Annotated in this window: 13 protein-coding genes; 2 read left to right on the forward strand and 11 right to left on the reverse strand. The window is 59.3% G+C overall.

Annotated features, from left to right (window positions below; translation table 11 throughout):
- Positions 1-52: 52 nt before the first annotated feature.
- The 11 genes from N2601_RS27360 to N2601_RS27410 form a co-directional block, all read right to left on the reverse strand.
- On the reverse strand, positions 53-1,030 hold the full coding sequence (locus N2601_RS27360; RefSeq protein WP_104827971.1) for a helix-turn-helix domain-containing protein: 978 nt from the start codon (positions 1,028-1,030) through the stop codon (positions 53-55).
- A gap of 32 nt (positions 1,031-1,062) precedes the next feature.
- Positions 1,063-2,574, reverse strand: a complete 1,512-nt coding sequence (locus N2601_RS27365) for a malonate--CoA ligase (protein ID WP_104827518.1) — start codon at positions 2,572-2,574, stop codon at positions 1,063-1,065.
- Positions 2,571-3,992, reverse strand: a complete 1,422-nt coding sequence (locus N2601_RS27370) for a malonyl-CoA decarboxylase (RefSeq protein ID WP_104827519.1) — start codon at positions 3,990-3,992, stop codon at positions 2,571-2,573. Before N2601_RS27370 ends, N2601_RS27365 begins: the two co-directional genes overlap by 4 nt.
- 56 nt (positions 3,993-4,048) lie before the next feature.
- Complete coding sequence (locus tag N2601_RS27375) at positions 4,049-5,485, reverse strand: carboxylesterase family protein (protein ID WP_104827520.1); 1,437 nt, start codon at positions 5,483-5,485, stop codon at positions 4,049-4,051.
- Positions 5,472-6,482, reverse strand: coding sequence for an ABC transporter ATP-binding protein (locus N2601_RS27380; protein ID WP_104827521.1), 1,011 nt, complete (start codon positions 6,480-6,482; stop codon positions 5,472-5,474). Before N2601_RS27380 ends, N2601_RS27375 begins: the two co-directional genes overlap by 14 nt.
- Positions 6,479-7,483: an ABC transporter ATP-binding protein gene (locus N2601_RS27385; protein ID WP_104827522.1), complete on the reverse strand. Its 1,005-nt coding sequence runs from the start codon at positions 7,481-7,483 to the stop codon at positions 6,479-6,481. Before N2601_RS27385 ends, N2601_RS27380 begins: the two co-directional genes overlap by 4 nt.
- Before the next feature lie 2 nt (positions 7,484-7,485).
- Positions 7,486-8,379, reverse strand: a complete 894-nt coding sequence (locus N2601_RS27390) for an ABC transporter permease (RefSeq protein WP_104827523.1) — start codon at positions 8,377-8,379, stop codon at positions 7,486-7,488.
- Entirely contained in the window at positions 8,379-9,320 is a 942-nt protein-coding gene (locus tag N2601_RS27395) for an ABC transporter permease (protein ID WP_104827524.1), read from the reverse strand. Before N2601_RS27395 ends, N2601_RS27390 begins: the two co-directional genes overlap by 1 nt.
- A gap of 136 nt (positions 9,321-9,456) precedes the next feature.
- On the reverse strand, positions 9,457-11,022 hold the full coding sequence (locus N2601_RS27400; RefSeq protein WP_104827525.1) for an ABC transporter substrate-binding protein: 1,566 nt from the start codon (positions 11,020-11,022) through the stop codon (positions 9,457-9,459).
- Between the two features lie 31 nt (positions 11,023-11,053).
- On the reverse strand, positions 11,054-12,196 hold the full coding sequence (locus N2601_RS27405; RefSeq protein ID WP_260304402.1) for an ROK family transcriptional regulator: 1,143 nt from the start codon (positions 12,194-12,196) through the stop codon (positions 11,054-11,056).
- 747 nt (positions 12,197-12,943) lie between these two features.
- Positions 12,944-13,663, reverse strand: coding sequence for a hypothetical protein (locus N2601_RS27410; protein WP_104827527.1), 720 nt, complete (start codon positions 13,661-13,663; stop codon positions 12,944-12,946).
- A gap of 678 nt (positions 13,664-14,341) precedes the next feature.
- Between N2601_RS27410 and N2601_RS27415 the strand changes: the two genes are divergently transcribed.
- Together N2601_RS27415 and N2601_RS27420 are read left to right on the forward strand one after the other, a co-directional pair.
- On the forward strand, positions 14,342-15,304 hold the full coding sequence (locus N2601_RS27415) for a class 1 fructose-bisphosphatase (protein WP_104827528.1): 963 nt from the start codon (positions 14,342-14,344) through the stop codon (positions 15,302-15,304).
- Between the two features lie 181 nt (positions 15,305-15,485).
- The gene (locus N2601_RS27420) at positions 15,486-16,211 is read left to right on the forward strand and encodes a response regulator (RefSeq protein ID WP_104827529.1); all 726 of its coding nucleotides are present in this window, start codon (positions 15,486-15,488) and stop codon (positions 16,209-16,211) included.
- Positions 16,212-16,268: the final 57 nt, after the last annotated feature.

Genomic DNA, 16,268 nt, shown 5'->3' on the forward strand with positions numbered 1-16,268 from the left:
GCAAACGCACCCTGTTTCGATAACACATCCTTACAAAGAGCTGCACTTTTGATCAGGCTCTGAATTTACGTCCCAGATCTGCACTTGGCGGAACGCCGAAAGCGGCACGATATTCCTGAGAGAAACGACCGCGGTGCGTAAAGCCCCAACGGAGTGCAATTTCGTTGACGGTCGAGGATGGGACGGTAGTCAACAGGTCATGACGCGCACCATCGAGACGCAACTGCCTCAAATAGGTCATCGGTGACTTGTTCAAGAAGCGGTGAAAATTAAACTGCAGCGTGCGAACGCTGACACCTGCCGCTTCTGCCATATCCGATATCGTGATGGGCATAGCGATATGCGCTTTGGCAAACTCCAGGGCTCGTCGAACCTGCCGTGGAGCAATTGTCTGTACTGGCGACCTGACATGAGAAGATGTGTGGCGCAAATTCTGCACCATCAGCAGACCAAACACCTCCTGAAAGCTTGCAAGAGCGATTGGGGAAGCGCCGATATTTCGATTGGCGCAAACCTCGTCTCTGAAGATGCGCATTAGTTTGAAAAGATGTTGTGCTGGTCCGGTGGTCAGATCCTGCATGGGTGCGAATTCGAAGTCGCTGGGCAGCGGACGGTCGAAAGTTCGGATAAATGCAGACAGCACCGACGCTCGGGTAATGCAAAATCCTTCTGCAATGCTGCCCGCTTGGATGCCGACCCCGGAATATCGATCAGCCATCGTCAGTAACCCGGTCGTGGGCGTGATCGCGTGACGTATCCCGCCCGTTGCCAGTTCGTAACAGGTTTCACGTTCGACAAAAAACATGAAGTCGTCGTTTTCGACTGTAACGGAAAAGGCGCGATCCGCCGAACTTGATACGGTCCAGCCGACCAAATCGGCCGTTCCATGGACACCGAATGAAAACAGGCCACGACGATCGGTACTGAGGGGTCGATAGAAATTATTCGGCTTTTTGTCAGTAATCCATTGAGCAACTTCACCAGTTGTGAGTGATGTCGGCTCTAGCGTGATCTGGATAATCTCTGTCAATGTGCCCCCTGCCACTGGCAAAAACTCCGGCTTTAAGCTTGAAAAAGTCCCGAGTAAGCATCGCGCAGCACGTTCTTTTGTACTTTGCCCATGGTGTTGCGCGGCAGCTCATCGACGATGATGATGCGTTTGGGCTGCTTATATCGTGCAAGACGATCCCGCAGCCCTTCCAGCACCGCCGTCTCGTCGATCGCCGCGCCCGGCTCTCGCACGACGACTGCGGTCAGGCCTTCTCCGAGATCGGGATGCGGCACGCCGATGACGGCGCTCTCGACTATGCCGGGCAACTGATCGATCTCGCTCTCGATCTCCTTCGGATAGATGTTGTACCCACCGGAGATGACGAGATCCTTGCCCCGGCCGACGATGTGCACATAGCCGCGCTCGTCGATCTTGCCGAGATCGCCGGTGATGAAGAAGCCGTCGTCGCGAAACTCGGCTTTGGTTTTTTCGGGCATGCGCCAGTAGCCCTTGAAGACGTTCGGCCCCTTCACTTCGATCATGCCCGTGTCGCCATCCGCCAGCGACGCCCCCGTTTCCGGCTGCGTGACGCGCAGGGAAACGCCGGGTAGAGGAAAGCCGACGGTGCCAGCCACGCGCTCCCCGTCATAGGGGTTCGAGGTGTTCATGTTGGTCTCGGTCATGCCGTAGCGCTCGAGGATCGCATGGCCCGTCCTTTCGGAAAACAACCTGTGCGTCTCGGCAAGCAACGGCGCGGAGCCCGAGATAAAGAGCCGCATCTCCGAGGTCACCTCGGCGTTCAGGCCGGGATGCTGCACCAGCCGGACATAGAAGGTCGGGACACCCATCAGAACCGTCGCTCGGGGCATCAGCCGCAATACCTCGTCCGCGTCGAATTTGGGCAGCAGATACATCGAGGCACCAGCAAGCAGGGTGACATTCGATGCGACGAAGAGGCCATGGGTATGGAAGATCGGCAGCGCATGGATCAGCCTGTCGCCGCTCTCGAAACGCCAGTGATCGCGCAGCGTCACCGCATTCGACAAAAGATTGTCATGGGTCAGCATCGCACCCTTCGAGCGGCCAGTCGTGCCCGATGTGTAGAGGATCGCCGCGAGGTCGTCGGGGCCGCGTGCAACGTCGATGAATTCGGCCGGACCGTCCGCCAGCGCCGCCATCAGCGATCCGCCTCCCGACTCGTCGAGCGTTTCGAGACGGGCGCCGTATCGGGCAGCAACGGGTTCCAGGCCCTGCCGGGTTTTCGGAGACACGACGACCAGCCGGGGTTCGGCATCGCCAATGAAATAATCGAGCTCGGCAAACGTATAGGCGGTGTTGAGAGGAAGATAGACGGCACCGGCCCTGAGGCAGGCGAGATAAAGAAGCAAGGCCTCCGGGCTCTTTTCGACCTGCACGGCAACCCGGTCATCCGGCTTGACGCCCATCGCCACCAGGGTTGCAGCGAGGCGCCCCGACTGCTCGATCACATCGCGGTAGCGCCAGACCTTCCCATCTGATGTCTCGATGAAGGCTGCGTCCGGCTTCGCATTCCTGGCAATGACGTCAAAAAGATGGTTGGTCACTTGGAAGTCTCCTTTGGACGGGATTGGCCATGAGCGGGCGAACGGGCGGGCTCGCCGGCCGGAAAGATAGGACGGCGGGTGGGTTCCGCCGTCAGCAGGCGCTTGACGGCCGGATTTGCGGCAACCTCGCCCAGATTGACGAAATTCTCGTGGTTCGCTTCGATATCGTCCTGTTTGTAAAAATAGTTCACCATCAGTCCCAGCCCGCGCTTGAGGGCCTGGGGAGAGCGGTCCGCCAGAAAATTGATCCGTTCCAGCCGGGCGCCGTTGCCAAGATGAAAGCGTGCAACAGGATCGATGACCCGCCCGCTCCGATCGCGGGCCCTGAGGAAATAGAATGCGGCGGCCCGACCGAGGATCGGCTGCAGCGTCTTCAGAAGCTCTAAGCGATCCCCCTCACCGAGCGTATCGAGCGCGGTGAGGGCAGCGCGATCGCCAGCGTCGAGGACCGCGAGCCGGTCGGACCGCCGTTCGGCGTCCAGCCATGCGGCAAAGCCTGGAACGGGAGAGAGGGTGACGAAGGTATCGAGCTTCGGAAACTCATGGCGGAGATCCTCCACCACCTGTTTGATCAGGAAATTGCCGAAGGAGATGCCGCGAAGGCCTTCCTGGCAATTCGAGATCGAATAAAACACCGCCGTCGTCGCCTCCGCGGCCGGGATATGGAGACGATCCTCGCGCAGGAGATCATCAATTGCGTTCGGAATGGCGCGCGTCAGCGCAACCTCGACGAAGATCAGCGGCTCATCGGGCAGGCGCGGATGGAAGAAGGCGAAGCAACGCCGGTCCGTGGGCGCAAGCCGCCGGCGCAGATCATCCCATCCCCGAATTTCATGAACGGCCTCATAGCGGATGATCTTCTCAAGGATATCGGCCGGCGTCGACCAGTTGATGGCGCGAAGTTCCAGAAACCCGCGATTGAACCATGAGCCGAGCAAATGCGCGAAATCTGCGTCCAGCGCCTCCAGCTCAGGATATTGCACCTTCTGGGCCAGCAGTTGCCGGCGCATGTCGACCAGCGTCGCGGTGCCATCCGGCGAGAGATTGAGCCGCCGTATCAGCTCCTGCCTTCGCGGCTCGGAAGCTGCGTTCAGTTCGACGACCGATTGGGCGCTGGGGTTCGACCGGTAGGCCTCGATGGCGCGATCAAGCCGATCGGCATCGGGGCCGAAGCGCGACAGAAGCAGCAGGGAGAAGGCAAGCCTTGACGGCTCATCCAGAGCGCGCCAGCGATCGAGTATGTCTCTCGCCAGTGCCATGCCGGAGGCTTCGCCCCTGCCTGAAAGCAGGATATCGCAGAGATCGCCGAGAGCTGCCATTGGATCGGCTTGCTCGTCATAGCCGCCAAGGGACAACAAGCGCCGGCCGCGATCGGCAATTGCCGCAAACAAATCACCGAGCAGAGATGTCGAATTCATCTGTTTCTCCTGTCTGACCATGCTTTGCCATTAAATGGCTCCGCAGTGAGCCGGCTTCAGTTCCAATCTTCGAACAGAGCGTGGATGACGCGATCCGGGTGGCTATCGCATTCTATTCCATCGCCGATGAAAGCGAGACAATTGCGCTCGTTGAAGGCCTCCCAGGGAACTTCATGCTTCGTAATGAAGTCGCAGACGATCCGATGGAAATCCCCGTCCGCTTCTGTCGGGATGCCCCAGGCGGCCGCCAGGTCGGAGAGATGCGGGACATAACCGGCGAAGGGGCCTTGACGATCAGGGCGCTCATATCGATAGACCCAGGTTGGTGCGCCGCGCGCGGCGCGACGCCGCGCCAGGCGCAACGAAGGCAATTCATATTCTTCAGCCGTCAGCAGAACCAACCGTCTTCGACGCCAGTCGAGACTCGGCATAAGCCGCGCGAGATCCGCATCTATCTTTGCCATCCGCTCCTTGGAAAGATGGGCAAGCATGCTACCCGCCCATGGCTGGTTGGGCTCCTGATCCGCAACCATCGGATAGCACTCGTCCCGGCAAGTTCCCAACAGCATTGGGACGGATATCGCCTGTCCGCCTTCGACCGCCTCGATAGGAGCCGAGGGAAGAAGCGAATTGCCATAAACCGGCCTCAGCGGAAAACGCCTCGCAGCTTGCGCCAGCACCGCCTCCTGCATCGTCAGAATTCTCTCCCCGGGAGCATCGATCCATGGACTGTCCGTGTGCGCCATTTCCTTGACAAAGCTGGCGGCTTCCTCACGGGTAAACACGGTATCTGCGCCCCCCGACATCGAGATCGCCGCATGAAACAGCCCCTTCGCGGCTGGCGTAGCGGTCAGCACGCAGACGTTTTTCGCACCGGCAGATTCTCCGCCGAGCGTCACGTGCTGAGGATCGCCGCCGAAGAATGCGATATTGGACTGCACCCAGCGCAGGGCTGCCAACTGATCCCGCAGCATGGGATTGACGGTATCGGCATAATCTCCGCCGAATAGGGATTCCGCGTCCAGCAGGCCCAGCAGGCCCAATCGGTGACCTACAGTGACGCAGACGATGCCGTTGCGTGCGAAGCTCGTGCCGTCATAGATCGGCCGGGAGGTTCCGCCGATGAGCTGCGACCCGCCGTGCAGCCAGACGAGAACCGGGAACGGGCCGGGTCCACTTGGCGCGAAAACGTTGAGGTATAGGCAATCCTCGTCCATGGGCCGCGCCGGCATGGCGGCCGGATCACCTGGAAAGAAACCCTTATCCCGGGATTGCGGCGCCACTGGCGCGAATGCGGCGGCATCACGTATACCGTCCCAGTGCTCCGGTGCCTCCGGCGGACGCCAGCGACGGGCTCCAATCGGAGGCGACGCATAGGGTATTGCCAAAAATCGATTGACGTGCCCATCGGTGCGCCCCCGCAGCTTGCCTTGGGGCAACGCGATATCTGCTGCGTCGCTCGCAGTGGAAGTATGAAGATCAGACTGTGGCATGCTGGCTTGCCGGGCTCGCTGGAAAATCGAAATGACAGGCGACCCGGTGATCCCTTCCGACCGACCGGAGTTCGGGGACCTCGCTGCTGCAACGCTCCGTCGCAAAGGGGCAGCGGGTGTGGAAACGGCATCCCGAGGGCGGCTTGACCGGGCTTGGAATGTCGCCGCGCAGTAAGATGCGCTGTCGTTTGTCCGCAGCGGCGACGACTGGAACGGCCGACAGGAGGGCTTGGGTGTAGGGATGCTGCGGAGAACCGAAGATCGCCTTGCGCTCCCCTTCTTCCACCACCTTGCCCAGGTACATCACGGCAACCCGATGCGTCAGATGCTCCACGATGGCGAGATCGTGACTGATGAAAAGCAGCGACAGCCCGGTCTTGCGCTGGATATCCTGGAGCAAGTTGACGATCTGCGCCTTCACCGACACGTCGAGCGCGGAGACCGCTTCATCGCAGACGATCAGTTGAGGGTTTGCGGCGAGAGCGCGGGCGATGGCGATACGCTGACGTTGCCCGCCCGAGAACTGGTGCGGATAGCGCTGCGCGGCATCCTTGGGCAAGCCGACCATATCCAGCAACGTGGCAATCCGTTCGTCGATCTCCGCCTTGGTTGTCGCGACCGCGAAATTCATGATCGGTTCGGCAAGTGTCGCCCCGACGGTATGGCGCGGGTTCAGGCTTGAAAACGGGTCCTGAAAGATGATCTGCACCTTCGAGCGGAATGTTTTCAGAGCCTGGCCGGAAATCGCATCGACCCTTTCCCCGTTCAGCAGGATCTCACCGCTCGTCGGCTCATGCAGCCGCACCACGGTCTTGCCGAGCGTGGATTTGCCGCACCCGCTCTCACCGACGACAGAGAGTGTTTCGCCGGCCCTAAGCATCAGGCTGACATCGTCCATGGCATGGACGGTCGAGGTAGGCCGGCCCCAAAAATTGGGCGCGATCGGATAATGCTTACGCAGCGAGCGCAGTTCCAGAAGAGGCGGTCCGCCGGTCATGTCCAGTTTCCTCCTTTTACCTTGTGACACGCCACCTTATGGGCCGGCCGTTTGGCCTCGAACACCGGCACCTCCGTTCGACAGTGCTCCGCAGCCAGCGGACAACGCTCGGCAAAGGCGCAGCCGGCGAGACGCTTGCGCAGGCTCGGCACCTGGCCGGGTATCTCCTGCAGGCGCTGCGGGGCGTCGTCACGAAGCGACGAACCCAATTGCGGTATGGTGGCGAGGAGCCCTTGCGTATAGGGATGCAGCGGGTTCTGGAACAACTCGGAAGTAGCCGCCTCTTCGACGGTTCGTCCCGCATACATAACGATGATCCGGTCGGCCATTTCCGCTACCACGCCGAGATCGTGGGTGATCAGAATGATGGCCGTTCCTGTCTTCTTCTGCAGCCCGCGCATCAGATCGAGAACCTGAGCCTGGATCGTCACGTCCAGCGCCGTTGTCGGTTCGTCGGCGATCAGAAGGCCAGGCTGGCATGCGAGGGCCATGGCGATCATCACGCGCTGGCGCATGCCGCCGGAAAGCTGGTGCGGATATTCGTCGATCCGGCGTTCAGGCGCCGGAATATCCACCAGTTTCAACATTTCGACAGCACGTTCCCGCGCCGCCCGTTTTGACAGGCCCTGGTGCAGGATGAGCGTTTCCGTGATCTGCCGGCCGATCGTCAGTACCGGATTGAGCGAGGTCATCGGCTCCTGAAAGATCATGCCGATATCGTTGCCGCGTATGCGGCGCATCTCCTTTTCATCGAGCGACAGCAGGTCGCGGCCCATGAAATCGATATGGCCGGCATTTCTGGCGTTTCGGGCGGGAAGCAGCCGCATGATGGAGAGCGACGTCACCGATTTGCCCGATCCGGATTCCCCGACGATCGCCAGGGTCTCGCCGGAATTAAGCGAAAAGGAGACGTCTTCGACGGCTCGAACAGCGCCGCCGTCATCGCCGCGAAAATGCGTTCTGAGATTTCGAACTTCGAGAATTGGCGTTTGACTATCCATGGTCACGTCCTATTGGCCGCACGCGGATCGAGAGCATCGCGAAGGCCGTCACCGAGCAGGTTCACCGCGAGCACCGTGATCGACAGAAATGCCGCCGGAAACAAAATGATGTAGGGCTTGAGCTGCCAGAGCATCCGGCCTTCGTTCATGATGCCGCCCCAGCTCGGAACCGAAGGCGGCGTGCCGGCGCCGATGAAGGACAGGGCCGCCTCCGTGATCATGGCGGCAGAGCAGATATAGGTGGCCTGAACCATGACCGGTCCGAGCGTGTTGGGAAGAATGTGCCAGAGGACGATCCGCGGCATCGAACAGCCCGACGCAATTGCGCCATCGACAAAAGGCTGTTCGCGTATGGAAAGCACCAGGCCGCGCACCAGCCGACTCATACGCGGAAATTCCGCAATCGTGATCGCGATGACGACGTTGACGACCGAACCGCCGAGCGCCGCCATCAGTGCGATGGCGAGCAGGATGGGCGGGATCGACATCAGTCCGTCCATGATCCGCATCAGAACGGAATCGAGCTGCCGATAAGCGCCGGCAACAAGACCGGTCGCAAGCCCAAGGAATGATGCGCAAATGGCAACGCAGAATCCGACCAGCAACGAGACTCTCGCTCCGTAGAGAACGCGGGAATAGAGATCGCGGCCCAGCGTGTCGGTACCGAACCAGTAGATCAGCGACGGCTCGCGGTTGCGCTTGATCGGTGAGACAAATCCGGGATCGATGGTTCCGAGCAGCGGCGCCAGGACAGCGATGGCGACAAGAAGCAGAAGGAGCCCGCCGCCGATGACGATCGTCGGATGCTTGTGCAGCAGCGTGCGCCAGCGCCCATATTGCTTCGGCGTCGGAAATAGATCCGGCAGATGCTCGGTGTGTTGGATATTCGTGCTCATCAGTAGCGCACCCTCGGATCAAGCAGCGTGTAGAGAAGATCGATCCCGAGATTGATCAGCACGTAGCCCATGCTGAACAGCAGCACGACGCCTTGGATGACCGGATAGTCGCGCCGCAGGATCGCATCGACCACCAAGCGACCGACCCCAGGGATGGCGAAGACTGTCTCGGTCACCACGGCCCCGCCGATCAGCATGGCAATGCCGAGACCGATTACGGTTACGACGGGCACAGACGCATTCTTGAGGGCGTGCAGGAAGAGGACCGGGGCGGCGCCAAGACCCTTGGCGCGCGCCGTGCGGATATAGTCCTGCGAGAGCACATCGATCATCGACGTCCGCGTGATGCGCGCGATCAGGGCGATATAGACGCAGGACAGCGCCATCGCCGGCAGGATAAGATTTCGAAGGAAAGACAGGACGCCGTCGGCAAGGGGCGAATAGCCCTGCACTGGCAGCAGATCGAGGCGGATCGCAAAGACATAGCTCAGCAGATAGCCGATGACAAAAACCGGCACGGAAAAGCCGAACACAGCAATGGCCATGACCAGGCGATCGACCCAAGTCCCCTGCCATGCCGCCGCAAGCACGCCGAGCGGCACCGCGATCGTGACCGAGATGATGAGCGTGAGCCCCATCAGCGACAAGGTCGGTTCCAACCGCTGAGCAATGAGCGTCGAGACGGGCAGTTGCGAGAAGATCGAGACTCCCAGGTTTCCCCTAAGAACATGCCCGATCCATTCCAAAAACCGCCACAGCATCGGTTCGTCCAGCCCGAGACTGTCGCGGATACGCGCGATCTCTGCTGGCGATGCCTGGTCGCCGGCAATCAACGCGGCAGGATCGCCCGGCGCCAGGTAAAGCAGGCTGAAGACGAAGAAGGCGACGAACAGCATGACCGGTATGGTCGACAGCACGCGCTTGATGGCAAAACTGAACATTGACTTTCCTCACAGCCATGACGGGGAACCGGTTTTGCATCGGTCCTGTTCACCGCACATCGCAATCGGCCGCAGCCAGACGCGATAATCGTCCCCGCGATCGGCGGGCGCCCGTTTGGGCACCCGCCGCTTCGGACTACTTGCGTGCGATATTCCAATAGACCGGAGCCGGCGGCGTCAGGATGCCGGTCAGGTTGCTGCGATAGGCGCGGATCTGGTATTGCGTGCCGATCGGAACGTAGGGCACGGTCTCGACAGCGCGGAGCTGGATCTTCTCGGCCAGCGCCTTGCGTTGCGCCAGGTCGGTCAGGCCCGCAAACTGGGTGCGCATGGTTTCGATCTGCTCATCGCAGGGCCAGCCGAACCAGGCCTTCTCGCAGTTCGAGCGCAGACCCAGGTGCCCCACAGGCTCCAAGAAGTCGAGACCACCCGGGCCGGAAATGAAGATCGACCAACCGCCCTTGTCGACCGGTTCCTTGCTCTGCCGGCGGCTGGTTACGGTCGCCCAATCCATGGCGTCGACGCGCGTTTTGATGCCGATGTCCTTCAGGAGCTGATCGGTGACGGTGACGAAGGCATGGATGTTGGCGTTTTCGGTCGCGTCCAGAAGCACGGCGGGCGTGCCGTCGTAACCGCTTTGCGCCACCAGCGCGCGGGCCTTTTCGATGTCCGGCGTCGGGAAGCCGGCTTTGGTGGCATAGGGTGAGGAGCAAGAGTAGAAGGATTGGCACGATTTGCCGAGCGAGGGATCCGTGATGACCGCTGCAAGGAAATCGTCGCCGTTGACCGCCGTCAGCAAGGCCTTGCGCAGGAGAGGATTGTTGAACGGCGGCTGGATCGTGTTCAGGCGGATTTGCTGGGCGACGCCGATATCGTCCTGGTTTGCCACGGCTACACCTTCGGCTTCCTTGGCAAGCGGGATGAGATCGGCGGACAGATCCTCGTCGATATCTATCTCGCCCTTGCGCAGGGCATCGAGTGCGGTCTGCTGATCAGGGATAATCGTCCATTCGATACGGTCGACCTTGGCGACTTTGCCGCCGGCGAGACCGCTCGCCTCTTCGCTGCGCGGCTTGTAGAAGGGGTTCTTCGCGAATGCCAGCTTTGCACCCGGAACCCATTCATCGCCGAGGAAAACGAACGGTCCAGAACCAGTATGATCCTTGACCGCTTCGTTCGGAGGCGTGGCATCGGCAATGCGCGCGGGCATGATGAAGGGCACGGGCGCCCCGGCCTTGCCCAACGCATCGAGCACGAGACCCCAGCTTTCCGATAGGGTGAGCGTGAAGGTGCGATCGTCCTGAGCGGCCCAACTGGCGCCCTTGGCGTTGAGCTGCTGGCCGAGGCTGTCGTTCACGCTCCAGCGCTTGAGGGAGGCAATGACATCTTTGGAGGTCACCGGCGTTCCGTCGCTGAACTTGAGACCGTCCCGAAGCGTGAATTTATAGGTCTTTCCGTCGTCGGATTTCGACCAGGTATCGACCATCTGCGGCTTGATGGCGAGCGATGCATCCATGGCGAACAGCGTGTCGTAGACCATGTAGCCATAGTTTCGCGCCATGGAGTCCGAACCGAGATGCGGATCGAGCGCTTTGACGTCGCCGGACGGCTTGATGCGCAGGACATCGGCGGCGAGCGCCGTTCCGCAGGCAAGGGTCATCGCCAGAGCCAGAAGCGCTCCGGTCAGTTTCAGGCATTTCATGGTGGTTCCTCCCACAGGTAAGACTAAACTTTCAGGCTTGCGCCTCGGGCGCGTGCATCAGGACATTTTCTTCCTGAGTAGGTTGGGCTCCGCGCTTCAGGTAACCGAATGTGGCGAGCGACAGCGCCGCCGCAGGCTCTTGTCCGAGCTCGGATTGGACGAAATTGAGCTCGATGGAACCGGCACCGCCAAGAAGACAGCAATCAATGCCAGCCAAGATCGATGCCCTTCCGGCGTCGCCGAGATTTGCGGGCCATCCTCCCAGGAAGACGCGTTGTGTTCCGACCATGTTGAGAGCGTTGCCGATGGCCATGCCGAGCCTGAAAAGCCGGGAATGGACATCCGTGCTGGTCTTCTCACTGATGGGAACCCTCTGTGGCCAGGCGTCACCCAGCGCCAAGAGCTCCACTTCGTCGATCTTCAGCCGCGGCGCGATCGCGCTCGTCGACAAGTAGGCCTCGAGACATCCGAAGTGACCGCAGCGACATTGCGGCCCCTTGGGGTCCATGACCATGTGCCCGATCTCGCAGGTCGTGACGTCGCCATTGCCCCAGAACTCGCTGACAATGGCGGCCGCCACGCCATGGCCGACGAACACATAGAGGTAGTCGTCGCTCGAACCGTTGGTTCCGAGCGTCAGCCGTTGGTTTATCGCTCGCGCGACAATCGAATTGGCAATCTCGACAGGCACGTTGAGAAAACTTGCGTTGAGCCGCGCAAGCGTCTCGGAAGGATCGAGCATTACGATGGGATTTATGGCCCGGCGCGCGTCGTAACCGGGAACGGAAACACCGACGAAGTCCAGTTGCAGCCGGGAACGTTCGGCAGAGTCGGCCAAGGCGCCGACTGCCGCCGCGATAGCCTGAGACACCGCCCCCGCCGAGGCGCCGTCCTTCAGATCGAAGCGTTCCGAGAAGACAAGATCTCCGTCAAGGGTGGCTATACCAGCATGGACCCGGTTGCTCGACACCTCGAGCGCGCCGAGATAGCGATCCTTGCTTAATGTAAGGATAGCGCTTGGCCCGCCCGGATATTCTGCGGGCTGCCGCTTTTCGGTGAGCACGCCCTCCGCGCGCAGTTCGGACACAATGCGGGATACGCTAGCTTCTGTCAGCCCGGTTTTGTCGGCAATATCGGTGCGGAAGCTACCTTTTTTCCTCCAGATATAATTCAAGACCGCAGCGCGCGTCTCCTGCCGACTCCTCGCAAGCCTCACAATTCCATCCTCCCCGGCAATGCAATTCTTACTTTATGTAAGAATTGATAGCTGAGGGTAGATCGCATGTCAATAAACCAGCCTCATCACGCGCTCGGATGAGTTTCGGTTTGAATTAGGCGGGGAACCGTTGCTTGACCTTTGGCCGCTGATCGTGTCGGCAAGTGAGGCGGCAAATCAATGAATGTGCAGAAAGTTAGCCCGCGTAGAAGGGATTTGACGCGCTGCTTTCCATCGGGTGTCATTCGGACCCGCACTGGAAAAGCGATCCAGTCTCTCATCGTCCGGCGCAATCAGCCTCGATGGATCGATCAGAATGGAAGAGAACTTGAGATGTTCTCCGGCCCATCGAAATGGATGGGAACGTCCGTATCCAGCGGAGATGAAGGCTACTCGTATGGTGCAGCTCGAAATGCCGCAGGATGAGGTTCACGGCCAAACGAACCTGCAGTTTCGGGCTTTGGTCCAGCACAATCGACATCAAGTCCTCGGGCAGGAATGCCGCAGCATTGCGCGTCAGCTCATGACCTAAGAATGCCGGGCGGCAGGGAAGAATATCGGCCCTGATCGCCCGCGCAACGCTGATATTCGCGGTGCCCACGTTGCTGAGCTGAACTGCTCAGAACGCGAGCGGCTGTCGGTCCGCGATCCTCGATCACCACACAAGCTGAGGAAGAACGGGACTAAGTGCCGAAAGACACTTCCTCAATGGAAGCGGTTGGCGTTCCATTCGGATGCGATCTGTTCGTAGGCGGCATCGAGCCGCTCGCCGCGATTCGCGCGCCAGAAACTGGCCAGATCGCTGCTCCAGGCAGACTGGTGATCGCTGGGTTTGTTAGTCCATGTCAGCGACTTGCCGTGCGATTTGAGAACGATCTCTTCCACCTGATGCGACGTGACGGCGCGGCCGAGAGTCTTTCCTAGCGCAATGATATGATCCGGCTCCCACAGGCGTTCGTAGATGAACAGGTTATCTTTTCGCCAGGAAATGAACGAGGCATAGGTCGAGAAGAATTCGCGGGAGGCATTGGGGCCAAACCAGCGCACCCAACTCAGGAAATTGTCGCGCGGATTGCGGATGATCGTCACTGTCGTCATACCGCGGAGCAGCACACGTTTGTTCCAGCACACATGGCCATGGACAACGATACGGGATGGAGCGCCATGCAGGAGCCTGGAGACATCGTTATATCCGTGAATCTTGGGGGCATTCTTGACGTAATCGTCGAAGTTTCTCTTCGCCTGCGGCGACAGGAAGATCGATTCCTCGTTGTAATTTATCCGACGGGCATAACAGGGCTGGTCCTTACGCAGGGCGCGCACGAACGCATATTTTTCAAACCCGATGGCCTCGACCGCCTGCAAAAGCGCATGCGTGCCCGATTTCGGCGTGCCGTTACAGATAATCGGTGATGCAGTGGTCATCATACCTCCATCGTTCTTGAGCGTGTTTCACTCCGGCCGGATTATGCTCCAGGCAGTGGGGATATTGATCCATCATCAAGCTTTAGCGTGCCTTGCGTACAAGGTGGCGAAGCTATGAAGGACATGGGGAACGACATAGGTTTGCTGCACGGGCCATGGGCGCGCCTCGAGACCGAAATTCGATCGCACGCCTTTAAATCGATTTTAAAAAATCAACATACAAAGCTAATCGATTTTAATTTGTGCATTCAAAATTTTTTGTTGCAGCGCGAAGAAAATCACTTCTAACTGCCTCACGCCATTCTATCCGTCGTAGGAAACGCGCAATGACGATTTCATTTCCGCTTACTGACAAACGCACTGTCGATGAGCTGCTGAAGCACCTTAACGCGCATAAACTGTTCTCTCCTGGAAATTGCGTCATCACGATCAATCCCCTCGCCGCACACGTTTCGTCGTGCCTTTCGTATGCGCTTAGCACCGCTCGCACTGCCTGGTAGGCGCACTGCTATTCAGTTGAAACCATTTCCGTAACGAGTTGAGCATCTCAAGTCAGCGTTCGAACGTCCTCGAAGGCTTAGCACATCCGTGCAGGCCTTTTGGAGCGTCCGTAAGCCTGAGAGTGCCCGCTGAGAATCGTGTGAATTCCGATACCAATCCCGCAGGAGAAAGACATTGATGACGACATTCGAAGCCTATCTCGATGGTCATAGGGGAACATTGTTGAACGAGGGCATGGTCGTCGTCCTGCGCAACATTGCCGAGGCTACCCGGCAGATTTCGGACAAGCTCAGAAGCTCGTCATTATCAGGTCTAACGGGCGCAACCGACGCAATCAACGTCCAGGGCGAGACGCAGAAGCCGCTCGATATACTTTCCAACGAGATCATGCTCGATGCATGCCGTAAATCGCCGGCAGTTGCTTTCGCGGTATCGGAAGAACTCGACGCCGAAGTGCTCATTCATCCCAATGGCGGATATGCGATGATCTTCGACCCGCTCGATGGATCGTCCAACCTCGATGTCAACGTAACGGTCGGAACGATCTTTTCCATCATCGAGGCAAGCTCTCCGGCTGAGATCCTGAAAAATGGCCGCAGTCAGCTCGCTGCAGGATATGCCGCGTACGGACCGCAAACCAATCTGGTCCTTGCGATTGGAGATGGCGTACAGATCTTCACGCTCGACGAACGCGGCGTGTATGTGATGACAACCGCGGATGCCAAGATCGCCCCGGAAACCAAGGAGTTTGCGATCAACGCTGCACGTCGTCCGTCTTGGGATGACGTCATTACCGAATATGTCGACGGGTCGATCGAAACCCCCGGCTATAATATGCGCTGGATCGGTTCGATGGTCGCCGATACCCATCGCATCTTCAACCGCGGCGGAATCTTCCTCTATCCCGCCGATCGAAACAAGCCAGCCTCCGGCGGCCGTCTGCGTCTACTTTATGAAGCCAATCCAATTGGCTTTCTGGTCGAAGCGGCAGGCGGCTCTGCCATTGCCGGAAAGACCGCCATCCTCGACATTGAACCAACCTCGCTGCATCAGCGGGTTCCGGTGATTTTTGGGTCACGCCACGAGGTCGCAAAGATCAGTCGAGCGTACTGCGTCGAACGGGCAATCGAGACAGTGTAGCAACGGCGCGCAAGCCGGTTGGCGACACTCCAGCCGGCAATATCTTGATCCATCGCAATTGTTCTTCATTGAGGAATAGACGCAGTCAGCGAGTGACACACGGATGCTGCGCGTGCTAAACATGGATGATTTTCTTCGCGAATTGTCACAGGCACCACCCGCATTTCCCAGGGCATTTTGAATGGCTTCCGATCAACCGCGGCGCGAACATGTTCTGATCGTCGACGACGACACAAGAATCCGCCAGATGTTGACGCGTTATTTCGAAGATGAGGGATACCAGGTCACCGCCGTCTCGGACGGCGGTGAAATGCGTCTCCAGATGAAGCAGGCGAGCTTCGATATCATACTGCTGGACCTGATACTGCCAGGAGGCGAAGATGGTCTGTTGCTTGCCAGAGAAATCCGCATGCAGTCCGATGTGCCGATCATCATGCTGACGGGCCGCGACGATGTCGTCGATCGGATTGTCGGTCTGGAAATGGGTGCGGATGACTATATCGCCAAGCCGTTTCATTTGCGCGAAGTGCATGCTCGCATGAAGTCCATCCTTCGCAGACGCCAGCCAGCGGCTACGCCGGCGGAGGCGAGGCAGGAGGAGATCATTCGCTTCGATGGTTGGCAGCTCAATTTCGACCGTCGCCAGCTTCTTGCCGCCGACGGTGGCGAAGTCGAGTTGACGACAGGCGAGTTCGACATGCTGGCCGTTCTTGTGCGCCATGCCGGCCGCGTTCTTCGCCGGGAGCTTCTCATGGATCTCACTCGCGGCAGAAATCTCGAAGCCTTCGACCGCACGATCGATGCACAAATTGTCAGATTACGGAAAAAGATCGAGGACGACCCCAAACATCCAAAATTGATCAAATCGATCCGGGGCGTTGGTTACATCTTCACCGCGCGGCTGTGATCAGTGCAACACCTCAATACGGCCGGAATGTGCATGAAACACTCGCCGGCGCTCCCC

The organism is Rhizobium sp. CB3060, from assembly GCF_025200735.1.
Taxonomy (GTDB): Bacteria; Pseudomonadota; Alphaproteobacteria; order Rhizobiales; family Rhizobiaceae; genus Rhizobium.